The following is a 22472-nucleotide window of genomic DNA, read 5'->3' as shown; positions in this document are numbered from 1 at the left end:
ATGTCGGTGAAACATCCCGTCGTCGCGATCACCGGGTCCTCCGGCGCCGGAACGACCAGTGTCACCCGCACATTCCAGGAGATCTTCCGCCGCGAAGGCATCAATGCCGCCATCGTCGAGGGCGATTCCTTCCACCGCTACGACCGCGACGCGATGAAACTCGCGCTGGCCGAGGCCGAGCAGAGCAACAATCGCACCTTCTCCCATTTCGGCGAGGAGGCGAATCTGCTGAAAGAATTGGAGAACCTGTTCCGCGACTACGGCGAGACCGGCGTGGGATCGGTGCGCAAATATCTGCACAACGAGGCCGAGGCCGAACGCTACGGGCAGCGCGCGGGCACCTTCACCCCGTGGGAGGATCTCGCGCCCGGCAGCGATCTGCTGTTCTACGAGGGACTGCACGGCGCGGCGATCACCGAAAGCGTGAATGTCGCGCAGCACGCCGATCTGCTGGTCGGCGTGGTGCCGATCGTGAATCTGGAGTGGATTCAGAAGGTCATCCGCGACAAGACTGAACGCGGGTATTCCAGTGAGGCCGTGATCGATACGATCCTGCGGCGTATGCCGGACTACGTGAAATACATCTGCCCGCAGTTCTCGCACACCTATGTCAATTTCCAGCGGGTGCCGACCGTGGATACCTCCAATCCGTTCATCGCCCGGTCGATTCCGACCGCGGACGAGAGTTTCGTGGTCATCCGTTTCGCCGATCCGAAGGTGATCGATTTCCCCTATCTGCTGTCGATGCTGCACGACTCGTTCATGTCACGGCCCAATTGCATCGTGGTGCCGGGCGGGAAGATGGATCTGGCCATGCAGCTCATCTTCACGCCGTTGATCCTGCGGCTGATGGACAAGCGTCCCGCGCGCTCGCGCTGACGTGACCGGGGCAACGTCGCGATGGCGGAGCGGCTCGGCGTACAGTGACCTAAGTTAATCGTCATTCGCATGACGATCTCCGGTACGGCAAAGGAGAACCCATGACTTCCGCGGTCATCGTCGACGCCATTCGAACCCCTTCCGGCAAGGGCAAACCCGGTGGCGGACTGTCCGATGTACATCCGGCGACGTTGCTGTCCGGTGTGCTGAAGGCGCTGGTCGAGCGCAACGACCTGGATCCGGCGCTGGTCGACGATGTGATCGGCGGCTGCGTCACCCAGAGCGGTGAGCAGGCGCACAACATCTCCCGCACCGCCGTCCTCGCGGCGGGTTTCCCGGATTCGGTGCCCGCCACCACGGTCGACCGCCAGTGCGGATCCAGCCAGCAGGCCGCGCATTTCGCCGCGCAGGGTGTCCTCTCGGGCGCCTACGACATCGCCATCGCCTGCGGCGTCGAGTCCATGAGCCGCACGCCGATGTTCTCCAACGCCCAGGGCAAGGACGCCAACCGCGCACCGCTCGCGCACCGCTTCCCGGACGGTCTCATCGGTCAGGGCATCGCCGCCGAGATCATCACCCAGCGGTGGAAGCTGGACCGCGAGACTCTCGACGCCTTCGCCGCGCGCTCGCACCGGCTGGCCGCCGAGACCGCGGCCGCGGGCGGTTTCGACGGCGAACTCGTCGCGGCGGGCGCCCTGACCGCCGACGAGACCATCCGACCGACGACCACCCCCGGGGGTCTGGCCGGATTGCGTCCCGCCTTCGCCGACGACGAGATCAAGGCCCGCTTCCCCGAGATCGAATGGTCCATCACGCCGGGCAATTCCTCGCCGCTGACCGACGGCGCGTCCGCGGCGCTCATCATGAGCGAGGAGAAGGCGAACCAGCTCGGTCTGCGTCCCCGCGCGCGATTCCACTCCTTCGCGGTGACCGGTGACGATCCGCTGCTGATGTTGACCGCCGTCATCCCCGCGACCCGCAAGGCGCTGACGCGGGTCGGGCTGTCCATCGAGGATATCGACGCCTACGAAGTGAACGAGGCATTCGCTCCGGTGCCGCTGGTGTGGCAGCGGGATCTCAATGCCGATCCGGCCAAACTCAATCCGCGCGGCGGCGCGATCGCACTCGGGCATCCGCTCGGCGCGTCCGGCACCCGCATTCTGGCGACCCTCGTCAACCACCTCGAGCAGACCGGAGGGCGGTTCGGCTTGCAGACCATGTGCGAGGCGGGCGGTCTGGCCAACGCCACCATCATCGAACGGCTGTGAACCTCCCGGCGCCGGTCAATCCGGCAGCAGGGGCACCGAAAGGCCCTCGCCGCGATTGATCAGCGCGGCCCGGGTGACCGCGCCGGAACCGAAGCGGCGGCGCAGGTCGTCGAGGGTGGCGTGCGCGCGATGCCGACCGAGATGGGCAGTCCCACCTGCGCGCGGACCTCGGCGCGCAGTCGCCGGGCGATGTCGATGGGCTCGCCTGCCAACCGTCGCAGGCCGCCGACATCGAGGAATGCCTCATCGATGGAGATGCCCTCGACCACGGGCGTCGTGTCGTGGAAAACCTCGAACACCGCCTTGCTGGCCTCGGAGTAGGCCGACATGCGCGGCGGCACCGCGATGGCGTGCGGGCACAGGCGCAGTGCGCGCGCACCGTTCATGGGGGTGCGGATGCCGTATGCCTTGGCCTCGTAGCTGGCCGCGAGCACGACCCCGCCGCCGACGATTACGGGACGACCGCGTAGCCGCGGATCGTCACGCTCCTCGACCGAGGCGTAGAAGGAGTCCGGATCGGCGTGCAGGATCGACGCCTCCTCTCGCATGGTGATCCGAGCGCGTTCGCGGCGTTCGGTGCGATCCGGCCCGGAGGGCGGCCGATCGGAGTCGCTAGCCTGGTCGGCCGGTGCGCCGAACCGCGCGGCGGCGGTCTGGCGGCGGCTATCGGACACGAACATATGTTCGCATAGCTCGCCGACAAGTGCCCGCGAACGAAGAATCTACGAGGTGACTACGTAGCAATCCGTGCCAACCGGTACCCTGGAACGCCAGAGTCGGACCAGTGGTGAGGGAGTCGGGACGGTGCGTGGATTCGGAGACCTGGAGGCGGTCATCATGGACCGCATCTGGGATCGGGACGCGGAGACCACGTCGGTCCGCGAAATCTTCGAAGAACTCTCGGCCGAGCGTGACATCGCGTACACGACGGTGATGTCGACCATGGACAATCTGCACCGCAAGGGCTGGCTGGCGCGGGAACGCGCGGGCAAGGCATACCGCTACTGGCCCACCCTCACCCGCGAGGAACACAGCGCGCGGCTCATGCTCGAAGCGCTCGGGTCCGGTGGACGTTCGGATCTGGTGCTGAGTCACTTCGTCGACCGGATCAGCGCCGAGGAATCGGCCGGATTGCGCGCGGCGCTGCGCAGGCTCACCGCACGCAAGACCCCCGAGGCGCCGTGAACGTCGCCCTCGGCCTCATGGTGTATGGCACCGTGCTCGCTGTTTTCGGCCCGGCGGTGCTGCGGCGGCTGACCCGACGCGGTGTCGCACCCCGTCTCGGAGTGGCCGCGTGGCTGGTCGCCATCGCGGGCGCGCTCGGCGGTTGGGGTCTGGCCGCGGGCATGCTCGTGACCGAATTCGCCGCTGTCCGACGCCATCCCAGCGACGCGACCGAGGTGGTGACCTTCGTCGTCTCCGCGCTGGTCACCGTCGGCGTCGTGGCGGTGGTACTGCACATCGCGCGGGTCGCGGTCCACCTGCGCCGTCACACCCACGCGCACGGCAGGGCGGTCCGCATGGTCGGGCGACAGGTTCCCGGCCTGGGCGCGGTGGTGCTGGACTCGCCGGAACCGCAGGCGTACTGCGTATCGGGACGGCCCGACACGATCGTCGTCACCAGCGCGGCGCTGCGGGTGCTTACCCGCGAACAACTCGACTCCGTGCTTGCCCACGAACGCGCGCACCTGCGCGGTCGGCACGCACTGCTGACCGGCATGCTGCGCAGTGTGGCGACCGCGTTGCCCGGGGTGCCGCTGCTCGCCGAAGGCGAAGTCGAGGTCGCGCGGCTGCTCGAGATGTGCGCCGACGACCGCGCCGCGCGCGCCCACGGTTGCGCACCGCTGTTGGGCGGACTGCTCGCCCTGCTCGGCGCGGGTGCACCCGCTCCCGCCGGAGTGTTGAGCGCCGCGGGCACCGCCGTGCTTGCCCGCGCGGAACGGCTCGTGGAACCGGTCGGACCGGTGCGGCGGGTCACCAATCGGACGGCCCTGATCGGGGTGATCGCGGCGACGGTGATCGGGCTGTCCGAGATCACCCTCGGCATCCTGTTCTGTAGCGCGTCTGCGCGCTGACCGGAAGGTTCGACGGTTGCGACTCACCTGGGACCAGGTCCTCGCCTGGCGACTCGACCGCCATTTCGTGAGCACACCCGCGGCCTCCGTCGTCGACGTCGCGGCCCGGCTGTGCGGTGTGCAGGCACAGGTCACGTCCGCGGCCGAGACCGCCGTCGCGCTGCGCAGCGCCGCACCGGAATCCGGTGCCCTGGTCCGTGAGCTGGCCGCCGGGACGCTGGTGAAGACCTGGTCGATGCGCGGAACCCTGCACGCGCTCACGCCCGCGGCGGCGGCCGCGTTCCTGCCGCTCATCGCCTCCGCGCGCATCTGGGAGAAGGCGGTCTGGCAGCGCAATTTCGGTGCGACGCCGCAAGAGGTCGCCGCACTGGCCGAGGCCGTATCCGAACTGCTGGCCGAGGCGGTGCTGACCCGAGACGAACTGGTCGAGGCCCTGGCCGCGGACAGTCGATTCCACGGCATGGGCGAACAACTGCGCTCGGGATGGGGCGCGTTGCTGAAGCCGCTGGCGTGGCAGGGGGTTCTGTGTCACGGTCCGGCGCAAGGCAATCGGGCGACCTTCACGAGTCCGGCGCATCTGGTCCCCGGCTGGCGCGAACTACCCGACGCCGAATCCGCCGCGCGGCCTGCGATCATGGCCTATCTGGCCGCGTACGGCCCGGCCACCCCGGAAGCCTTCGACAACTGGCTCAGCCGCAAGAGCCTGCGTGCAACCCAGGTTCGCCGGTGGTTCGCCGACATCGGCGACGAACTCACCGAAGTCGATATCGAAGGCCGCCGCGCGCGCATCGCCACCGCGCACGCCGACGAACTCGCCGCGACACCGGCGCGCCCGTCGGTCCACCTCCTCGGCCCCTTCGACCAATACATCCTCGGCCCCGGCACTTCCGACACCGCCCTACTCCCCACCGCCCACCGCTCGAAAGTGAGCCGCACCGCCGGTTGGATATCCCCGCTGGTCCTGCTCGACGGCCGCGTCGCGGGCACCTGGGAATTGGCCGACAACGAAGTCGTCGTCACCGCATTCGACGACACGAAGATCCCCACGGACCTGCTCGACAGCGCGGTCGCCCGAGTCGCGGGCGCACTGCACATGCCCGATCTCGCCGTTCGCATCGCTTGAACCGCGCCGCGCTCCGGTGCCGGTGGGCGCGGTCACGTGACCGGAATTCGCCGGGGCGCGGACGAATGCGTGTGCCCCGCCGACGAGACGGCGCTTCCGTTCGACGACCGGAAGCGCCGCGAGTTGGGGGTAGTGGTGTATCCGGCCGGGATCCGGCGCTAACGCGGTGATTAAGAGATAACCCCTGAGTTCAGGGGTTATCTCTTACTGGGCCCTCGCTGTCCGGGCGCGGGCGAGCCTGCCAGTCCGGACCCCTATGCCGACACCGCCGTAGTGTCCTCGACCCTTGCAGCCGCGCAGCCGACTGCCCCACCGAAGTCGTGTTTCCCGTTCAACTCCTGACCGCAACACCGAGCGCGAGTCAGTACGCCGTGATGCCGTGGTTGGTCTTGCTCTACGCAGAGCCGGATCATTCGCGAGTTTCTCGTGGCGGGATGATCGCGACCACGATCCGGTTACCGATGGGGTAGGTGTGCTGTTCACGCCACCGGTCGGAATCGAGGAAGACGTCGAGTCGGGTGATAAGGGCATCGGATCCGGTTGTCGTATCCGCTTCCATCGTCGTCATGGGCAGCAGATAGGTCGGCGCGGTAGCCGGTTCGTCCAGCTTCCACTGAAACGTGAGAACTACCGCTGCCCCCACGCATGTGACGGATACATCGGTCATGTGGATCCATGGCGTGCGCCCGGCCGCAGGGCTTCCTGGTGGTTGCGTATACCAGCCTGCCGAAGAGGCTTCCTCGGCCACCGTGGCATCCGGGGACGGCAGCGCAGCCGCCTCCCGCAGATAGCCTTTCAAGGCCTGAGCGATCCCTTGCACCCACGCTGGCGATTCGTCGGGTCGCAGTGACATCAGCCCAGTGTCTCATTGACCCAGTCAGGGCAGAATCCTTCGCCTGCCTCGCTTCCGGTTTTGCAGTAGGCAGTGATCAAGCCCATCGCGTACTCGTCGAGGTGGCCCTCCTCGGCCTGTGGGCTTTCCTGGGTTCGCACGAACGCCCGAATGTAGGGCTGGCCGTTGACCTTGAATTGCGCTTGGTACTCGAAACGCCCGGCGATCGGAGTTTTCACCGAGACGTTGACGATTTTGCCGATAGCGTCGAGATCCATGTGATGGTCGATGAGTGCGTGCATCCATCCGAATGCGCCATGGCCGGGCGTCGCGGCCGAGTCGGAGCGTCCTGTCCGCGCCACCACAACCTTGCCGTAGGCGTCACGCCAGGCATCTTCGCAGTGGAATGGCGAACCTGGGTGCACGGTTTCCGGCGGGCAGTCTGTGGTGACCGCGGGACCGGGGGTGATGTTGACTTCGCCTGGTCCAGGACCGGAGGTGGGCACGACGAACCACTGGCCTTCGCTGGTCCCTTGTGCAGGCCCCCAGAAGATGATTCCGCCCTCGAACCTGTTCATGCGCGTGCCGTGGACAGCGAGTTCGGGTGGTGTATCGATTTCGTCGGAAAGTGGGTAGCCGAAGGATCCTGCTTCGGCACCCAGCTGGTTCCAACGATCGCGGATCGCGCCGGAGACGTAGTAGGCCTCGTTGAAGTGCCAATAGATGGCGCCGTGATCGAACTCCTGACGACGCCCGGCATTGGCGCTGGGGATCTCGTCGGTCGTCGGATATCCGAGCACACCGGCTTCCCAGCCGTTGCGCTGCCACGCGGCGAAGAAGTGGTTCACCACTGGGTGCGCTCCACCCCACGAGGACCAATAGATCGGCCCGTTTTGGAATACAGAGCGTTTGCCGATGCCATCAGGGTTGGTCAGTTCGTCGCTGGTCGGCCACAGCAGGAAGCTGTTCGGCCCACCCAACTCGTTGTATTTGTCGCGGATCGCCCCGCACACCTCGTACGGTGCCGGCCAGTACACCTGACAATCGGCTGCGGCGAAGGACGACACCCGCGGCTGCGCCTCGGTTCCCTCGGCCAGGAGCGTGGCTTCCATCGTCTCGGCCTTGTCGGCCTGCTCTTTGGTGAAGCCCTGCGGGACCTCTTCGCAGTCCGACCGCATCTGTCCCGGTATGACCGACTTCCTCGGGTTCTTCGTCGGTGTCCACCGATCCGGTTTCGCCTTACGATCCACGGGCCGAATACTTCTGGCACGTCTGAGCTGTGTCCGGATCGCGTCGATCCCGACACCGATGTCGTTCATCGAGGCCGCCAACGCGCGCAGTTCTGCGGGAGCTACCTGCACTTCTGTCCCCTCTCGCCGATTCGGGAAACAACAGCCGGTCTAAAGGAATCGAAAACTACTGTTCATCAGCAGATTTCGGAATCATCATCGACTCGGGAACCCCTCGGTCACACTGTTGCTCATGAAGGGTTGGACGCGACCCCGACCTGATCGGTTCCCCGCAATGATTCCCTTTAGCTATGACATGGAGCACATGGGAGTAGGTGGAACCGAATCGTGCCCACCACCGTCGAAGGGTGGTGAAAGGTTCAATCTCGGACCTCTCGCTACAGCGGAGCATGCCGCCGAACCATGGGGGGATTCATTGAGGAGATCCGTAATTCTTGCTGCCCTGGCACTGGCCGCGATGACCCCGACGGTCGCCGCGGGAGCCGCCCAGGCGGCGCCGAAGGTCGACTGCGTCTACAGCGAACACATCGTCGGGCAACCGAACATGCACTACATCTGCACCACCTATTACGACGACGGCACGGTGGAGGTCTTCTACGCACCGGGCCCCGCCGGCGAGCGCTGATCCTAGACGCCGCCTGGTGGCGAGGGGGAGTCCGACCTCGACGGACTCTCCCCCCAGGAGCTGCGCGAACAACGCGGCTGAACAAGGTCGTTCCACGGCGCGAGAACTCCGGTGCGAACGCCGAGTACGACCTCGACCAGACCTGAGGTCGGGAGGGGGCAACTCCCGACCTCAGGAGCTGCGCGAACTGCGTGGCCGAACAGTTTCAACAACTGACGATTGGAGCTCAACATGACTCTTCGCAAGCTGATCTCTGCCAGCGCGATTCTACTGGCCGTCGGCGGTGCGGGCCTGACGACTTTCGGCGTCGGCGTCGCGCAGGCGAGTCCGGCGGTCCATACGCAGCTGCCCTGCGTGGCAGTCGGTGTCGAGACCTACTCCGACGGCTCGGTCTGGGCCGTGGAGGACTGCGGCGGGCTCATCATCCGCACCCAGGTGGGCTAGTCTCGGCCTGATCACCCGATGAACAGCCTCCGCGTATCGACTCGCGCGCAACGCGGAGGCTGTTCGTCGGATCGACACCAGCTTTGTTCTCGTCCGCTATCGAAGGGCCGACCGGTGATTACCAAAATCCAAGTCATTGGCGAAGCGACCGATGAAGCGTCCATGAGTCGCTACAGCCAGCTCGTCGACGACGCTCATAAACCCCCCACCCTGGGCAGCCTCCTCGAGAAGTACGGTGTGGAAGGCAGCGAGGGCATGGAGATCGAACTCCTCGACGGCTTCCAGGTGAAACAGCGGTTCTCGCTGGCGCCGTTTGCTCACCTCGACCCGAGCGCCTACATCAAGATCCAGTTCATCAGCGGCCCGGTCGAGCGCGAGTTCCCCGATCTCAACCCCGGCGCCTTCCTGCTGAAGGAGTACCTGGTCGCCGGACCCGAAGACTGAACACCGGCCGCGAACCAAGGATGACCGCGGTGGAAACCCCTCCCAGAGCACTCCTTCTCCGACCGGCGTCGCCGGGGGATGGAAGCCGAACGCGCCCGCTCTGACCAGCAGCTACGCCATAAACGCCCCGAAATTCGGCCGATACTACGGCGGCCCCGATGGCCGCTGGGGCCGAACATGACTGTGCGGCGCGCCCTCATCGGGTACACGCCGCACAGTCATCCGCGGTTGGGACTATCCCTTGCCAGCCCCGTTGTTCGTCGGGTCGACGAGGATGTAGCCGTTGCCCGGCTTGCTGGTCGGGGGCAGCTTGCGGCCCTTGACACCGGTGACTTCGTCACCGGTGTGTCCGCCGCGCGGACCGACCTCTTCGTACTGTCCGGAGTGCGGCGCCTTGTTTCCGGGCTTGAGCGGGGTGTTCGAGGAAATCCTGTGCCGCCTTTGCTTGATTTCGGCCAGATCCGACCGCGGTCGGTCCTCTGGCCCAGTTGGCGCAGGGCGGAGACCCGGCCAGTGATGGTGTGGCTGGGCGGCGGCGTCATCGTCTTCCCTGCACGCTGCATCAGCTACGCCATTCCCGGCTCACGCACGCTGCGGAGCAGGGTGCGTCGACCCCGGTGCTGATGAAGTTGTCCGGGCACACCTCGGTGCGCAGCCCGACCTGCCGAAATACTTCGGATTCGGGCGGGCGTGGTGGGTCCGGACCGGCACCACGAACCGGATCCCGTCCACCGAGGCGACCAAGCCGCCGCCCCACAACCGCGCCAGGCCGATGTCGGCCTGGGCGTCCACGAGCACGGCGTTGGCCGCGGCGAGGGTGTCGAACCGCAGATCATGCTGGTCGACGTGGTGGAGTCGGTCGCGGGTCAGCGCCTCCACTCCGGGGGAGGCAACCGGTTTGAAGCCGACGTTCATCGCGTGCGCGCACAGCACCGCGGCCACCGACAACCCCAGATCACCGACGCGGGCCGGGTTGCCCGACACGTGGGTGAACGCCTCGATGAACCCCAGGTGCCACGACATCACCTCCAACACCAGCTCCGGCAGATCCAGCCGCGGCAGCATCGCCTCCACCCGTACCCGCAGGTCGATCAGCGACGGCGGATCCGGGGTCGCGGTCAACGCGGCGACATGCAGTTTCCCGTCGGCGTCCACGCTGGCCGGGACATCATCACCGAGGCCGGCGGCCAGCTCGCGGTAGGCGGCGTCGAGCGCGGCGGCGTGACCGGCCAGCAGCGGGTGCGGGTTGTCGGGCAGCCCGAGCGCGTTCATGCCCGCCTCGCGGGCCTGCTCCCACACCACCCCCGACAGCAGATGCGCTCGCGGATCCCGCCACTTCGACGAATGCTCGGCGAAGATGTTGCGGTGCTTGAGATTCCGATGGAACTGCTCCAGCAGGCACAGGGTGTAGGCGGCGCGGTCCACCGTTTCGGCGGGGCGATCGGGCGGGTAGACCAGGCGCTGCCAGCCACCAGAGACCAGGTCGTGGTTCACCCGGCGCGCGTCCAGCCACCGAGCGGGCACCCCACGCGGGCGGGACTCGGTCAAAAGGTCCGCCAGCGTGTACATCGCCGCGAGCAGCGGGCGGGCGTCACTGATAGCACCGAACTCGACCGCACGCATCAACGAGGGCAAAAACGTCCGCACTGTGGCCACCCGACCAGCCAACTCCTCAAGCTTCTGCCCGTCCAGTTGCGCATCCGCCGCCAGCACCAGGTCATCGACGGTGGACAACGCCGCCCGCTGCTCGGCGCGGGTGACGGTGTTCTCGATCAGGTTCCACACCAGCTCCAGCGACAATCCCGGTGACGTGTCGGTCATCTCCAGCAGCACCCGCACCGCCGCCGCGAGCTTGCCCGCGCTCTTCGACACCCGCGGATACCGGCGCAGTTTCTCCTCAGCCGCCTGCCGCTCCGCCTTCGACATCAGATCGTGACCATCACCTGGTCGAATCCAGCACGTCATCGGTGGCACGAGCCCGCAAGGTGAACACCGTCGCGATCAGAACCGCCAGCAAATGCTCACGCTGCATCCGCCGCAACTGCCCGATCCGCCCCGACATCCCATGCGCGGCCAACCCCAGAACACGACGCGGCGGGACCGCGGCCACATCCACCGTGACTGGCACCAACGCGTTCACATCCCGCAACCGGCCGACCGCGGACAGCAGCCCCTCGGACGACACCTTGAACACCCCGCGCCGCAGGCGTTCCAGGTCGATCACCCTGCGCCGGCCCTCCTCACGCGCAGTCAATATCCCGGTCAGAGCGCGGGCGGTGACCAGGTCCAGCTGGCCTGCCAGCTGCGCCCACAATCGTTCGTCGGCCCCCTGACGGCCTTGCGCGACAAGACGTTCCAGGGTCGTCACACCCTGCGGCAGCAAGGCGCGCCGGTTCCGCAGCCAGGCCACCGCACCGTCGAAAATCGCTTTCGGGCCATCCCCGGTCATCCATGCCTGGTCCGAGATCCACGCCGCGAGTTCACCTTCGACCTCGCCGAAGGCGACCAGCCCGCACTCGCGCCCGATCTCCCAGGCATGCTCGAGGCGGGTCTTGTCCCGGTCGGTGAAGGACTTCACGCACGCCGGATCGGCGATATCGAGCTGCTCGGCGAGATACGCCACCAGCTCGGCGGGAACCTCCAGCGGGTCCGGCAGGAACATGCCCAGGTGACGGACAGTGACCAGTTGGAGCGCGAACCCCAACCGGTTCGAATCGCGCCGGCGGGCCGCGATCAGCCGGCGGTCCTCTTCATCCAGGTGGAAGAACCGTTCCAGCTCGACCCGAGACAACAACCCGAACCAGCCATACCCGCCGCTCACCGCACCCTCATCACGCACAGGTGCACATGAAACCACCAGCGCCGCAGCACCGCTCACGGTTCCGGCCAACCTGTCCGAATCGTCTTAGCGCCGGATCCCGGGCGGTTACACCACTACCCCCGAGTTCCCGCGTCAGACGGTGGCCGGATCCGGTTGAGGTGCGTCGTGTCTCGGCATGCGCGCACCGAGTCCGACGAGTCCGGCGACCACGGCGACGGCGGCCGCGACATACCAGGTGCGTTGGAAGGCGCTGAGCGTTTCGTCCGGGCCGGCGGGGGAGCCGAGCGTGGCCACCACGACGGCGACGCCGATGGCGAGACCGATCTGCCGGGTCATGCTCAGCACGGCCGATCCGGTGGCGAAGCGTTGCGGCGGCAGCCCGCTGGTGCCCGCGGCGAAGGCGGTCGGCAGGGTGAGCCCGACACCGAGTCCGGTGACGAGCATGCCGCCGAGGATGCCCCCGAGGTAGTCGGGTCGCAGGGTGACGGCGGTGGCCCACCACACCACACCCGCGGCGAAGGCGATACCGCCCGCGGCGATGACCGAGCCCGCGCCGATCCGGGCGATGAGCCGTCCGGCCAGTACCGCGACGACCGGCACGACCAGCGGGCCCGGTGCGATGGCGAGTCCGGTGCGCAGGGCCGACCAGCCCCACACGTCCTGACCCCACAGCACGATCGTCAGCAGCATGCCCGCGAAGGCGATCTGGAAGAACACCGAATTGGCCGCCATGAGACCGAAATTCGGGGCGCGCAGCAGCGCCGGGTCGAGAACGGGGCTGTGGTGGCGAGCCGAGGAGATCGCGAAGCCGATCGCGCAGATCACCGCGGCCGCGAACGAGACGAGCACCCCGGCGGAGGTCCATCCCCAGTCCGAACCCTTGACGAGTCCGAGGACGAGAGCGGCGACCGAGCCGATGAACAATGCCGTGCCGAACAGGTCCGGCAGCGGGCCGCCGTCACCGCGTGGATCGGGCAGTCGCCGCAGTCCGATCACGGCGGCGACCAGGCCGATGGGCACGTTGACCAAGAACACCCACCGCCAGTCGATGCTGACCAGCAGACCTCCGATGACCGGCCCGAGGGCGGCGCCGAGTCCGCCGAAGGCGACCCACAAGCGCACCGCGGCGTCGCGGGGGCGTCGCGGTGAGGACGAGGCCGAGTGAGGCCGGGGTAAGCATGGCGGCACCGATGGCCTGCACCACTCGGAAGCCGACCAGCGACAGCACATTCCACGCGAGCGCGCACAGCGCGGAACCGACGACGAAGGCGATGAGCCCGAGCAGGAACATGGTGCGATTGCCCGCCCGGTCGCCGAGTCGGCCCGCCGGGACCAACAGTGCGGCGAAGACGATGGCGTATGCATTGAGCACCCAGGACAGCGCGGACAGGTCGGCGGCCCCGAAGTCGCGCGCCACCTGCGGCAGCGCGACATTGACGATGAACAGGTCGAGGCTCGACAGCAGCACCCCGACCGAGACGATGGCGAGCACGACCCGGTGGTCGACGGACTTCGCCCGCGCTGCGACAACGGTATTCACGATGACTTCTCCGTATCAGCCGAGAACTCGGCGGCTCTGACGGGCTGTGGCGAGTAGACGGCCTCGCTCGTCCCAGATATCGGTCTCGTCCACCGACCAGCCGGAGGCGGTGCCGATATTGGCCGTGCGGACCAGGGCGCGGCGACCGAGCGGGTCGAAGTCGTCGCGGTGCAGATACATCGACAGGTTCACGGTCGGCACCGCGACGGGGGCGGTGAGGGTCGGGAAGATCGCGGGCGGCAGCGCGTCAGCGAGGACGGCCAGTGCCGGTGCGTCGACGGGCAGAGCGGGGACCAAGCCGATCCACGCGGTCATCCACGGTTCCGCGGAACCGGTCAGCGGCAGCGGCCCGGCCGCCGGGCGGATCTCGAAGTGCGCTCCCACCGGCACGATCTGCGGCGGGAGCTGGAAGGTCTCGCAACCTTCGGGTGCGGGCACCGCGGGCGCGAGCCGGGCGGAACGGTCCGGGACGACGGTGGCGGCGGTACGGCCGAGTGTGACCGCGGCGGTGGCGATCGCCTGCTCGTCCTGGGTGAGGCGCACGTCCACCACGTGGGTGGAGCGCCCGACCGGATGGTGCTCGGCACGCAAGGTGACCGCTCCGTCGCGCGGTCGCCCTAGGAAACGCAGGTCGAGGGCGCGCACCGGCACGTCGCTGACGGTGCGCGCGGCGACCTCGACGGCCAGCGCGGCGATAACCCCGCCGTGCGGACCGGTCCAACCGCGCCAGGTGTGATCCACCGTCGCCCGCCAGTGGTGCGCGCCGACCTCGGCGAGATCGAAGACCGCCGCGAACGACGTAGTGAGTTGCATCATGAAACGCACTGTAGCCGAGTGAGTTTTTTCAAGCAACCTACTAGTCTGGAGTTATGCGACGGACCAGCTTCGAGGACATGAACTGCTCGCTTGCCCAATGCCTGGAGGTGGTCGGGGAGTGGTGGACGCTGTTGATCGTGCGCGACGCCCTCTTCGGCGTGACCCGCTTCGACGACTTCCGCGAGCGCTTGGGCATCGCACGCAATGTGCTCACCCAGCGCCTGGAGAGCCTCGTCGAGCATGGCGTCATGACCAAGGAGCCCTACCAGGGCAATCCGGTGCGTTACGACTACCGACTCACAGCCAAGGGGCGGTCGCTGTGGGAAGTGGTCACGGTCATGCGCCAGTGGGGTGATCGCTGGGCCGCGCCCGACGGCCCGCCCGTGCAGACCGTGCATGGCCGGTGCGGCCAGATCGCGACCATCGAACCGGTCTGCTCGGCCTGCGGTGAGCGTGTACGCGGCGGTGATCTGATGCCCGTGTACGGCCCGGGGGCCAAGAGCGACAAGCTCATTCCCGAACGGACGCCCGGCGCGCGGTCGCGATAGGCTGCGCCGGTGGCACAGCAGCGGGTTCTCATCGACACGGTCGCGTGGGTGCGCGTCGAGGACGGCCGGATACTCTGCGCTCGCCCGCGCGGCAAGGACGTCTTCTACATACCCGGCGGGAAACGCGAAGGTGCCGAGACGGATCTGGAGACCCTGCTGCGCGAGGTCACCGAGGAACTCACCGTGACCCTGCGTACGGACACCGTCGCCCATGTCGGCACCTACGAGGCCGAGGAGGCCGCGACGGGACCGACGGTCCGCATGAGCTGCTACACCGCCGAATACGACGGAACCCTGACCGCGAGCAGCGAGATCGACGAGGTCGCGTGGTTCACCTACGCCGATCGCGACGCCGTGCCGCCGGTGGACCGCCTGCTGTTCGACGACCTCGCCGCCGCCGGTGTGCTGCGCTGACCTGACCGTCCGGCGGTCTGTTGTAACCATCCAGTAGCGACACGCCGAATCCCGCACTGCGCGCGCGCCGATTTGTTGCAGACTGTGTAGCGGCCCGCCGCCGCGTCGTGTTGTGAGAGCGCGCCGCGACGGGCCGACATCCGAAACGAGGAGGATCGATGACCGCGGGTGGCTACGAACCGGTTCCTGGACAGACGACGAGCGCGCGAGCGGCGGGGATCGGAGGGCGGGCCGTCGCCCGATTCATCGACTGGATCATCGCCGGCATCGTCGGCGCGATCCTGTTCTGGCTGCTGAACAAGGGAACGGATCTGCCCGACTGGGTCTCGGTCCTGCCCGGCGCCGGATTCGGATTCCTGTACTTCGTGTTCTTCGAGGTGCTGACAGGTTCGACACCGGGCAAGAAGATCCTCGACCTGCACGTGCTGGGTTCCGACGGCTCCGGGAAGCCGAACATCAAGGATTCGGCGTTTCGCAACGCCTACATGCTGCTGAACCTGATTCCCTGGGTAGGCGGCCTGCTGTGGTTCATCGCCGCCATCGCCATCGCGGTCACCGTGAGCTCGAGCCCCACCAAACAGGGTTGGCACGACCGGTTCGCGGGCGGCACCCAGGTCGTCAAGGACTGACCCACCGCGCGAGCCGAGTCGCTCGCCGTCGCAATGAGACTGACCGCGGGCTGTCCGGTGTATTCGGGGCCCGCGGTGTCCTGCGGTGTCCTGCGCCGAGGTGTATGGCGTCGAAATCCGGGGCTGTCGCTGGAGGTGGTGGACGTTCGGCCGGACCGACGGCCCGTCCTGACCCGCACAGAGACCCGCGAGCCCTCATCGACCACTTCGCGGCGACAACCCCGAAAACACCGCAGCAGCGGGCACATTCACCGGACAGACCCTGGCGGCGCGATCGCTGTCAGACGTAGGTGTAGGGCAGCGCGTTGCTGGTGCCGTCCAACTCCACGGTGACGGTGACGTCCACCGTGCCCGTCCCCGTCGGGGAGATGGCCGTGATCTGGGTGTCGGAATCGATGGTGAATGTGGTCGCCTGGGTACCGAACCGCACGGTCAACGGACCGACGTTGCTGAACCCGGAGCCGGTGATCACCACGGAGGTGAAGACCGTCGCGGGGCCGGAAGAAGGTGTGAGGGAGGTGAGTACAGCTGCCATGGCGGACTCCGAGCCGAAGAAGAGTTGAAAGGGTTACCGTGCAACGGATGTCGATAATGCTGCGGCAACCGCTACTTATCCAGTAAGCCTCCGGTGGCGGTACTTCGGCAACGGATCCACAGTCCGTTTTCGTCCGGTTTCGACCACCGATGTCCCGGCCCGGCCGAGGGGATCGCGGTCACTGATGGTTTCCTTTCGTTCGGTTGCCTGCCCGATGGATCGTTGTCGACAACGCCGCGACCGCGGCGAGCTGGATCATCGCGACCACGACGATCAGCGCGGGGATCGAGAGTTGATACAGCAGCCCGGTCAACGCGCCGCCGAGCGCGGTGGCGGCACCGATGATCGCGGCGTAGAGGCCGTAGGCGGTGGCGCGGCGCGCCGGTGCGACGAGGTCGGCGACCACGGCTTTGAGTGTGGATTCCTGTACCCCGACCGCCGCGCCCCACACCAGGGCGCCGAGCACCGCCAACATCGGAGTGTCGGTGAATGCCAGCGCCGGGACGAGTGCGGACAGGATCGGCAGGGCGAGCAGGACTTTCGCGCCGATTCGGTCGTAGGCCCAGCCGATGGTCAGTGCCGCGGCCGCGTCGGCCGCCATCGCGGCCGCGTAGATCACCGGCACCGCGGCCGCGGGCGTCAGTTCGCGAGTGACGAGGTGGAACGAGAGGACACCGAAGGTGGCGAAACCGACCATCGTGGCCGCGGAGAACCCGGCATAAACCCAAAACGACGACGGCAGCGACCGCAACCACCGGCCGGCGCCGCCGGTATCGCCGCGTGGCGACCGATCGGCGGGGAGCGGGTCGGGTTCGTAGCGGGCGGGGTCGGGTACGCGCGCACGCAGCCACACCAGCATCGCGATCACCAGCGCGCCGGGCAGGGCCAGGATGCCGAGGGCAGGTCCGAAGTTCCCGCCGGTCACGGCCAGGACCCCGGCGACGGCCAGCGGGCCGATCAGGGCACCGATCTGATCGAGGGCCTCGTGCACGGCGAACCCGCGACCGCGCCCGGTGGCCGCGGTCGCATGGGAGAGCAGAGTGTCTTTGGCGGGGCTGCGCACGGCTTTGCCGACGCGTTCGGCGATCACCAGCGTGCACGCGACCCACAATGTGGCGGCGATGCCGAGCAGCGGCACCGTGATCACGGTCAACGCGTATCCGGCGATGGTCCATGCCCAGAACCTGCGGGTGCGGTCGGCCATCGGACCCGAGACCAGGCGCAGGGTCAGCGCGGCGGCCTCGCCGATGCCGGTGACGACACCGATGACGAACGCGCTCGCGCCCAGAGACGCCAGCAGCGGCCCGGTGATCGAGCGTGCGCCTTCGTAGACGACGTCGGCGAGCAGGCTGATCGCGCCGAACGCGAACACGAACCGCCACGCGGTCATCGGCGGCCGGAGATGGGTATCGCTCATCGCCTTTCCTCACCATGCGGCCGCGGACGGCCGCTAGTACGGTCGATGCCAAGGTGCTCAACGCGTTGGCATCGGCGGCCCGCGACAGCGACCCTGTCGCGGTGATCAGCACCGTCACCCAAGGGAACTGCGAGACCCGCGCGACCGGGTCAACCCGTCGGCGACGTAACGTGCCGCCGCACCGACACTACCGGCCATCGCGACCACAACACCGTCGTCGCGGTCTCTCCCCGCGCCGCGACACCGGCGCCGATACCAGCCGCGGTCGCGACAATGCCCGCGATGACCCCGCCCAGGGCATAGCCGATCGCCGAGCACGGGTGATGGGCCGGCAGCAGGTCGGGTCCATCGCCACGTTCCCCGAACCCGGGTCGGCGGCACGATCGACATCCGCCGCAAGACGAACCCGGCCACGTACGCGGTCGCGTACGTGGCCGGGTTCGGCGTCGCGCGTCAGGTTGTGACGGGTTCGCGTCCGGCGCGCTCGATGAGGTGCTGGACGAGGACCAGCAGCACGTTCTTGCAGGACTCGCGGCTGCGGGCGTCGCAGAGCAGCACCGGGGTGATGGGGTCGAGGTCGAGCGCCTCGCGGACCTCGTCGATGGTGTAGCGCGGGGCGCCGTCGAAGCAGTTCACACCGACCATGAAGGGCAGTCCGCGACGCTCGAAGAAATCCACCGCGGCAAAGGAATTGGTCAGGCGCCTGGTGTCGGCGAGTACCACCGCCCCCAGCGCGCCGCGGGACAGTTCGTCCCACAGGAACCAGAATCGGTCCTGGCCGGGGGTGCCGAACAGGTAGAGCACCAGGTCGCGGTCGATGGTGATGCGACCGAAATCCAGTGCCACCGTGGTGGTGTGCTTCTGCTCGACGCCGGACAGGTCATCGACGCCGGTGCTGACCTCGGTGATGAGTTCCTCGGTTCGCAGCGGCGCGATCTCGCTTATCGCCGAGACCATCGTGGTCTTGCCGACGCCGAAGCCGCCCGCGATGAGGATCTTGACCGAGGCGGCCAAGTGCGGTCCGCCGTTCGGGTCGTGGGCCGGGTCAAAGTTTTCTGATGCCATCCAGTACCGCTCGCAATACGTTGAGATCACCGGGTCCTGCGTCCGACTGAACCGGTGATCGGAAAATCAAATGGCCCCCGCCGATCAGGTCGCCGACGAGGATCTTGGTCACTGCCAAGGGGAGTTTCAGGTTGGCGGCCACCTCGGCGACCGTCTGGGGTACGGTACACAGCCGCACGATCTCCGCGTACTCGGGCTCGGTGCGCCGCAGGGCCGGTGCGTTGTCCGCGAGGACGACCACCGTCAGGATGTCCAGGTCCTGTCCGGCGCCCATCGTGCGGCCCCGGGTCAGCGCGTACGGCCGGACCAGAGGTCCCGCCGCCTCATCGAACCATGGCTCACCCCGACGTGTCATGGCAGTCGCGCGGGAGTGGAGAGGTAGGTACCGACGCGCTGCACGGTGACATTCATTTCGTAGGCGACCATCCCGAGGTTGGCCGTTTCCGATGCCTGCAACGCGATGCAGGCGTTGTCGCCGGCCGAGGTCACGAACAACACGGCGCGATCGAGTTCGATCACCGCCTGACGGACGCCGCCGCCGTCGAATCGACTGCCTGCGCTGCGCGCGAGACCGTACAGCGTGGAGGACATGGCTGCGAAATGCTCGGCGTCCTCGCGGCTCATCGCGGTGGAACGGCCGAGTAGCAGGCCGTCGGTGGACAACACCACAGCGTGGCGAACCCCGGCAAGCCGGTCTACCAAGTCGTCCAACAGCCAGTTGAGATCACCGGTTTTGGGAGCGGTCACCGTCGCCTTCCTGTTCCTGTTCGTCGGAGAGCTGCGCGCGGCGGCCCTGCCGGGTTCCATTCTCGATGGCGGACATCAAATCTCGGGCCTGTTCGGCGGAACGTTCTCGCTCGGTGATCTTTTCGCTGCCCGTCGAGTCCTTCGCCAACTCCGGCGCGAGGTTGGCCTGTCGCCTGCGGCGGGGCAGCAGCGGTCTGCCGTCGGGACCGGTCGTCGGCTCGGCGGGGGCCACCGCGGTCTCGGCGGCCCGGGTTGGGGCGGGTCCCGGCTCCTGGTACCGCGGACGTGTCACCGGCGGTGCGATGTGGTCGATGGGCACGACGGCGGGCGGCGCCTCGAGCGCGGGCGGCGACGCGGTGAGCACCGCCGAGGTCGTCTCGGTCGCGGCCGACGGCGCGGAGGAGCTGTCCAGGGGCAGAGCCGACTGGCCGTTCTGCCCGCGGGACAGTTGTGTTGGCTCGGCGCCGGTGGTGTTCGCCAGCAGCGCGGTCGGCAGCAGGACGATGGCGCGGACGCCGCCGTAGTCGGAGTCGGTCAGTCGGACCGAGACGTTGTTGCGCAGTGCCAGCTGCGCGACGACGAAAATACCGAGGCGGGAATCCTCGGAGAGGGTGGCGACACCGAAATCCGGCGGATTGCGCAGCATCTCGTTGGTGCGGGCCAGCTCGTCGGCGGACATCCCCATACCCTGATCGGTGATTTCGATGACCACGCCCTTGCCTACCACATTGCCCGAGACCTCGACCTTCGACTGTGGCGGAGAGAACGAGCTGGCATTGTCGACCAATTCCGCGAGCAGGTGCACGAGGTCGGCGACAACGGTGCCGATGATATAGGCCTCGGGCACCCGGCCGACCCGGACCCGCGCGTAGTCGAGGGTTTCGCCGACCGCGGAGCGAACCAGGTCGAGCAGCGGCACCGGCAACCGCCACTGCCTGCCCGGCCGTCCACCGCCGAGGATGATGAGGTTCTCGGCATTGCGGCGCTCGCGGGTGGCCAGATGGTCGAGGCGGAACAGGGTTTCGAGCAGGGCCGGATCCTCCTGCCTGCTCTCGGCCTCGTCGAGGATCTCGAGCTGGCGGTGCACCACGATCTGGCTGCGATGGGCGATATTGAGGAAGACCGCCTTGACGCCTTCGCGAGTCCTGGCCTCACGGACGGCGCCTTCCACGGCTGCGGTGTGCGCGCGCTGAAATGCCCTGGCCACCTGGCCGATCTCGTCGCGGCCGTAGTCGAGCTGCGGGGATTCCGCGGCGGGATCGACGGTCTCGCCTTCGCGCAGTCGCCGCATCATGTCGGGCAGCCGTTCGTCGGCCAGCGCCAGCGTCTCGCGACGCAAGCGCCGCAGCCTTCGGATGACCCGGTTGGCCAGCAGTACGGCGACGACGAACGCGGCGATGCTGACCAACAGCACCGCCGCGCCCGCCCACGCGGAGTTGTCGGCATTGCGACTGCCGATGGACTTCGCGAGATGGTGGGCGTCGACGTTCTGGACGGTCCAGACGTCGAGGACGGTGTCGTTGAGCTGAGTGACGGCCTGCTGCCATTCGGCGGTGCCGAGGGGCAGCGGCGGCAGCGCGGACTGTCGCGCGCCCGCTGCGGTGCCCGCGACCCGCTGCACGATGGCGGTCTCCATGCCGCTGACCTGTTGCCAGGCCGGACCGCGCATGAGCGCTTCCAGGCGGGCGTGCTGACCGAATTCGGTGTCGCCGGCCAGATTGGCGATTTGGGCGTGGTATAGGCCCATCTGGTACTGGAACTCTTCGATCGGCACGGGGAACGGCGCCTCGGTGGCGATCATGGCCCGCGCGATCGCATTGCTGCGGGAGAGCGCTTCGCTGGCGTAGAGCAGGGTGCGCGCGTCACCGAGTTGGACCGACGCCTCGGAATCGGGCGCGGTCCGCTGGGTCAGGCGCCCGCCGGAGAGCGCGACGTCGGCGAGGCGGTTGTAGAGCTGATACGCCTCGTTGGCGCCGAGGACGCCCGCGTCGATCGCGGCCCTGGCCTTGGCCATGTCGTCGAGCAGGTTCACGTTGACGTCGTAGTCGGGTTGGATGTCGACCAGGCCGAGGTCGATCAGCGGCTTGGAGGCCGAGGTGATCGTGCGCAGCGCCGTGTCCAGTCGGGTGCGCGCGGCACCCAGCGCGGAATTGACGGTGTCGTCGCCCGCGTATCGGATGAGGGTGAGTTGCCGCTCGAGTTGGAGGGCGCGCACCATCTCGGCGGAGGGGTCGATGAGCTGCTGCATTGCCGCGGCCCAGTTCTCGGCGTGCTTACCGCGCTTGACCAATAGGCCCGAGGCGCCGACGCCCACGACGAGGAGAACCAGGCTCGGGACCAGCGCGATCGCGAGTATTCGGGCACGGACACCGGGCCTCGCTGTGAACATCGGACCAAAATATCGTATGAAGTCCCGGTTTGCGGCACTGTTTCGGGGAATAGTTCCGAATTGACAACGCGCGTAACAATATGCAGTCTGTAAACCCCTACGGCCGGCCGGCTCGGTCTGCGTCGAGCCGGCCGGCCCGGGGAGACGATGAAGTCGAACAACGCAGCGAATTCGACTCATCGCCGGGCCTCAGGTGAGCGGATCCGCTCCGGTGCGCGGCGGGGGCGCCGCGTCGAGTACCGCGTTCTCCTCGTCGGTCAGCAGTCGCGACCGGATGAGGAATCGGACACCGTCGGGCGCCTCCAGCGAGAAACCGCTGCCGCGCCCTTCGACGACATCCACCGTGAGGTGTGTATGTTTCCACCACCGGAACTGTTCGCCGTCCATCCAGAATTCGGTGTGCCACGGCAGGTGACCGAGCAGCACATCGCCGCCGCCGACGCGGAACTCCCCGGTCGGGAAGCACATCGGGGAACTGCCGTCACAGCAGCCGCCGGATTGGTGGAACAGGACGGGGCCGTTGTCTTCGATGAGGCGGCGTAGCACCGCCCGTGCCGCGTCGGTCATGTCGACGCGACCGACTCTGTTACGCATCAGAACGCTCCGCGTCT

General features: G+C 67.7%; 24 protein-coding genes and 2 pseudogenes. 11 read left to right on the top strand and 15 right to left on the bottom strand.

Going from position 1 to position 22472, the window contains the following annotated elements; all coding sequences use genetic code 11:
- Together APZ21_RS07530 and APZ21_RS07525 are read left to right on the top strand one after the other, a co-directional pair.
- The gene (locus tag APZ21_RS07530) at positions 1–879 is read left to right on the top strand and encodes a phosphoribulokinase (protein WP_054812502.1); all 879 of its coding nucleotides are present in this window, start codon (positions 1–3) and stop codon (positions 877–879) included.
- A gap of 101 nt (positions 880–980) precedes the next feature.
- The gene (locus APZ21_RS07525; RefSeq protein WP_054812501.1) at positions 981–2147 is read left to right on the top strand and encodes a thiolase family protein; all 1167 of its coding nucleotides are present in this window, start codon (positions 981–983) and stop codon (positions 2145–2147) included.
- 119 nt (positions 2148–2266) lie between these two features.
- Here the strand turns inward: APZ21_RS07525 and APZ21_RS07520 are convergent.
- Positions 2267–2695: pseudogene (locus tag APZ21_RS07520) on the bottom strand (Y-family DNA polymerase); the annotation flags it as partial.
- Between the two features lie 256 nt (positions 2696–2951).
- Here APZ21_RS07520 and APZ21_RS07515 point away from each other — a divergent pair.
- The 3 genes from APZ21_RS07515 to APZ21_RS07505 are packed head-to-tail and all read left to right on the top strand — an operon-like array spanning position 2952 to position 5345.
- The gene (locus APZ21_RS07515; protein ID WP_275426186.1) at positions 2952–3332 is read left to right on the top strand and encodes a BlaI/MecI/CopY family transcriptional regulator; all 381 of its coding nucleotides are present in this window, start codon (positions 2952–2954) and stop codon (positions 3330–3332) included.
- The gene (locus tag APZ21_RS07510; protein ID WP_054812500.1) at positions 3329–4222 is read left to right on the top strand and encodes a M56 family metallopeptidase; all 894 of its coding nucleotides are present in this window, start codon (positions 3329–3331) and stop codon (positions 4220–4222) included. The genes APZ21_RS07515 and APZ21_RS07510 overlap by 4 nt, the downstream gene beginning before the upstream one ends.
- Before the next feature lie 16 nt (positions 4223–4238).
- The gene (locus APZ21_RS07505; RefSeq protein WP_054812499.1) at positions 4239–5345 is read left to right on the top strand and encodes a DNA glycosylase AlkZ-like family protein; all 1107 of its coding nucleotides are present in this window, start codon (positions 4239–4241) and stop codon (positions 5343–5345) included.
- 409 nt (positions 5346–5754) lie between these two features.
- Here APZ21_RS07505 and APZ21_RS33810 read toward each other — a convergent pair whose 3' ends face one another.
- Both APZ21_RS33810 and APZ21_RS07495 read right to left on the bottom strand, forming a co-directional pair.
- Positions 5755–6198, bottom strand: coding sequence for a hypothetical protein (locus tag APZ21_RS33810; protein WP_156370815.1), 444 nt, complete (start codon positions 6196–6198; stop codon positions 5755–5757).
- A complete protein-coding gene (locus APZ21_RS07495; protein ID WP_054812497.1) occupies positions 6198–7538 on the bottom strand; it encodes an LGFP repeat-containing protein in 1341 nt (446 codons plus the stop codon). Before APZ21_RS07495 ends, APZ21_RS33810 begins: the two co-directional genes overlap by 1 nt.
- Positions 7539–7842: 304 nt before the next feature.
- On the opposite strand from APZ21_RS07495, the gene APZ21_RS33805 reads away from it, so the two are divergent.
- The 3 genes from APZ21_RS33805 to APZ21_RS07485 all read left to right on the top strand — a co-directional run bounded on the left by APZ21_RS33805 (position 7843) and on the right by APZ21_RS07485 (position 8940).
- Entirely contained in the window at positions 7843–8052 is a 210-nt protein-coding gene (locus tag APZ21_RS33805; protein ID WP_156370813.1) for a hypothetical protein, read from the top strand.
- A 231-nt stretch (positions 8053–8283) separates the two neighbouring features.
- Positions 8284–8496: a hypothetical protein gene (locus APZ21_RS07490; RefSeq protein ID WP_054812496.1), complete on the top strand. Its 213-nt coding sequence runs from the start codon at positions 8284–8286 to the stop codon at positions 8494–8496.
- Between the two features lie 114 nt (positions 8497–8610).
- Positions 8611–8940 (top strand): hypothetical protein, encoded by a 330-nt coding sequence (locus APZ21_RS07485; RefSeq protein ID WP_054812495.1) that lies wholly within the window; start codon positions 8611–8613, stop codon positions 8938–8940.
- A gap of 582 nt (positions 8941–9522) precedes the next feature.
- Here APZ21_RS07485 and APZ21_RS07480 read toward each other — a convergent pair.
- From APZ21_RS07480 to APZ21_RS07465, 5 genes and pseudogenes are all read right to left on the bottom strand, one after another.
- Entirely contained in the window at positions 9523–10866 is a 1344-nt protein-coding gene (locus tag APZ21_RS07480) for a Tn3 family transposase (RefSeq protein WP_054812494.1), read from the bottom strand.
- Positions 10867–10879: 13 nt separating this feature from the next.
- Positions 10880–11761, bottom strand: coding sequence for a DUF4158 domain-containing protein (locus APZ21_RS07475; RefSeq protein ID WP_162240314.1), 882 nt, complete (start codon positions 11759–11761; stop codon positions 10880–10882).
- A 132-nt stretch (positions 11762–11893) separates the two neighbouring features.
- Positions 11894–12991, bottom strand: a complete 1098-nt coding sequence (locus APZ21_RS35020) for an MFS transporter (RefSeq protein WP_239476530.1) — start codon at positions 12989–12991, stop codon at positions 11894–11896.
- A pseudogene (locus APZ21_RS35505) lies at positions 12930–13229 on the bottom strand (MFS transporter); the annotation flags it as partial. The pseudogene APZ21_RS35505 and the gene APZ21_RS35020, both read right to left, overlap by 62 nt.
- Before the next feature lie 87 nt (positions 13230–13316).
- Positions 13317–14117: an acyl-CoA thioesterase gene (locus APZ21_RS07465; RefSeq protein WP_054812492.1), complete on the bottom strand. Its 801-nt coding sequence runs from the start codon at positions 14115–14117 to the stop codon at positions 13317–13319.
- A gap of 53 nt (positions 14118–14170) precedes the next feature.
- Here APZ21_RS07465 and APZ21_RS07460 point away from each other — a divergent pair, with 53 nt between their 5' ends.
- The 3 genes from APZ21_RS07460 to APZ21_RS07450 all read left to right on the top strand — a co-directional run bounded on the left by APZ21_RS07460 (position 14171) and on the right by APZ21_RS07450 (position 15708).
- Positions 14171–14665, top strand: coding sequence for a winged helix-turn-helix transcriptional regulator (locus tag APZ21_RS07460; RefSeq protein WP_054812491.1), 495 nt, complete (start codon positions 14171–14173; stop codon positions 14663–14665).
- A gap of 9 nt (positions 14666–14674) precedes the next feature.
- Entirely contained in the window at positions 14675–15079 is a 405-nt protein-coding gene (locus APZ21_RS07455; protein WP_054812490.1) for an NUDIX hydrolase, read from the top strand.
- 158 nt (positions 15080–15237) lie between these two features.
- Positions 15238–15708 carry an RDD family protein gene (locus APZ21_RS07450; protein ID WP_054812489.1) on the top strand — a complete coding sequence of 157 codons (471 nt, stop codon included), beginning with the start codon at positions 15238–15240 and terminating at the stop codon, positions 15706–15708.
- A gap of 280 nt (positions 15709–15988) precedes the next feature.
- Here APZ21_RS07450 and APZ21_RS07445 read toward each other — a convergent pair whose 3' ends face one another.
- The 7 genes from APZ21_RS07445 to APZ21_RS07415 all read right to left on the bottom strand — a co-directional run bounded on the left by APZ21_RS07445 (position 15989) and on the right by APZ21_RS07415 (position 22455).
- A complete protein-coding gene (locus tag APZ21_RS07445; RefSeq protein WP_063125095.1) occupies positions 15989–16243 on the bottom strand; it encodes an IPT/TIG domain-containing protein in 255 nt (84 codons plus the stop codon).
- A 178-nt stretch (positions 16244–16421) separates the two neighbouring features.
- The gene (locus APZ21_RS07440; protein ID WP_054812487.1) at positions 16422–17660 is read right to left on the bottom strand and encodes an MFS transporter; all 1239 of its coding nucleotides are present in this window, start codon (positions 17658–17660) and stop codon (positions 16422–16424) included.
- Positions 17661–18113: 453 nt separating this feature from the next.
- On the bottom strand, positions 18114–18725 hold the full coding sequence (locus APZ21_RS07435; RefSeq protein WP_054812486.1) for a GTP-binding protein: 612 nt from the start codon (positions 18723–18725) through the stop codon (positions 18114–18116).
- Positions 18706–19080 (bottom strand): DUF742 domain-containing protein, encoded by a 375-nt coding sequence (locus APZ21_RS07430; RefSeq protein ID WP_054812485.1) that lies wholly within the window; start codon positions 19078–19080, stop codon positions 18706–18708. The genes APZ21_RS07435 and APZ21_RS07430 overlap by 20 nt, the downstream gene beginning before the upstream one ends.
- Positions 19077–19472 carry a roadblock/LC7 domain-containing protein gene (locus tag APZ21_RS07425; protein ID WP_054812484.1) on the bottom strand — a complete coding sequence of 132 codons (396 nt, stop codon included), beginning with the start codon at positions 19470–19472 and terminating at the stop codon, positions 19077–19079. The genes APZ21_RS07430 and APZ21_RS07425 overlap by 4 nt, the downstream gene beginning before the upstream one ends.
- Positions 19450–21861, bottom strand: coding sequence for a sensor histidine kinase (locus APZ21_RS07420; RefSeq protein WP_054812483.1), 2412 nt, complete (start codon positions 21859–21861; stop codon positions 19450–19452). Before APZ21_RS07420 ends, APZ21_RS07425 begins: the two co-directional genes overlap by 23 nt.
- Before the next feature lie 189 nt (positions 21862–22050).
- The gene (locus APZ21_RS07415; protein ID WP_054812594.1) at positions 22051–22455 is read right to left on the bottom strand and encodes a DUF779 domain-containing protein; all 405 of its coding nucleotides are present in this window, start codon (positions 22453–22455) and stop codon (positions 22051–22053) included.
- Positions 22456–22472 lie beyond the last annotated feature (17 nt).

The organism is Nocardia arizonensis (assembly GCF_001310275.1).
Lineage (GTDB): Bacteria > Actinomycetota > Actinomycetes > Mycobacteriales > Mycobacteriaceae > Nocardia > Nocardia arizonensis.
Note: the sequence above shows the minus strand (reverse complement) of the source record. Positions and strands in the feature narration are given on the sequence as shown.

Coding starts and splice junctions, on each gene's coding strand:
- APZ21_RS07530 (WP_054812502.1), top strand. CDS start 1: ATGTCGGTGAAACATCCCGTCGTCGCGATCACCGGGTCCTCCGGCGCC.
- APZ21_RS07525 (WP_054812501.1), top strand. CDS start 981: ATGACTTCCGCGGTCATCGTCGACGCCATTCGAACCCCTTCCGGCAAG.
- APZ21_RS33810 (WP_156370815.1), bottom strand. CDS start 6,198: ATGTCACTGCGACCCGACGAATCGCCAGCGTGGGTGCAAGGGATCGCT.
- APZ21_RS07490 (WP_054812496.1), top strand. CDS start 8,284: ATGACTCTTCGCAAGCTGATCTCTGCCAGCGCGATTCTACTGGCCGTC.
- APZ21_RS07480 (WP_054812494.1), bottom strand. CDS start 10,866: ATGTCGAAGGCGGAGCGGCAGGCGGCTGAGGAGAAACTGCGCCGGTAT.
- APZ21_RS35020 (WP_239476530.1), bottom strand. CDS start 12,991: ATGTGCTGTCGCTGGTCGGCTTCCGAGTGGTGCAGGCCATCGGTGCCG.
- APZ21_RS07465 (WP_054812492.1), bottom strand. CDS start 14,117: ATGATGCAACTCACTACGTCGTTCGCGGCGGTCTTCGATCTCGCCGAG.
- APZ21_RS07460 (WP_054812491.1), top strand. CDS start 14,171: ATGCGACGGACCAGCTTCGAGGACATGAACTGCTCGCTTGCCCAATGC.
- APZ21_RS07450 (WP_054812489.1), top strand. CDS start 15,238: ATGACCGCGGGTGGCTACGAACCGGTTCCTGGACAGACGACGAGCGCG.
- APZ21_RS07445 (WP_063125095.1), bottom strand. CDS start 16,243: ATGGCAGCTGTACTCACCTCCCTCACACCTTCTTCCGGCCCCGCGACG.
- APZ21_RS07440 (WP_054812487.1), bottom strand. CDS start 17,660: ATGAGCGATACCCATCTCCGGCCGCCGATGACCGCGTGGCGGTTCGTG.
- APZ21_RS07435 (WP_054812486.1), bottom strand. CDS start 18,725: ATGGCATCAGAAAACTTTGACCCGGCCCACGACCCGAACGGCGGACCG.
- APZ21_RS07430 (WP_054812485.1), bottom strand. CDS start 19,080: ATGACACGTCGGGGTGAGCCATGGTTCGATGAGGCGGCGGGACCTCTG.
- APZ21_RS07420 (WP_054812483.1), bottom strand. CDS start 21,861: ATGTTCACAGCGAGGCCCGGTGTCCGTGCCCGAATACTCGCGATCGCG.
- APZ21_RS07415 (WP_054812594.1), bottom strand. CDS start 22,455: ATGCGTAACAGAGTCGGTCGCGTCGACATGACCGACGCGGCACGGGCG.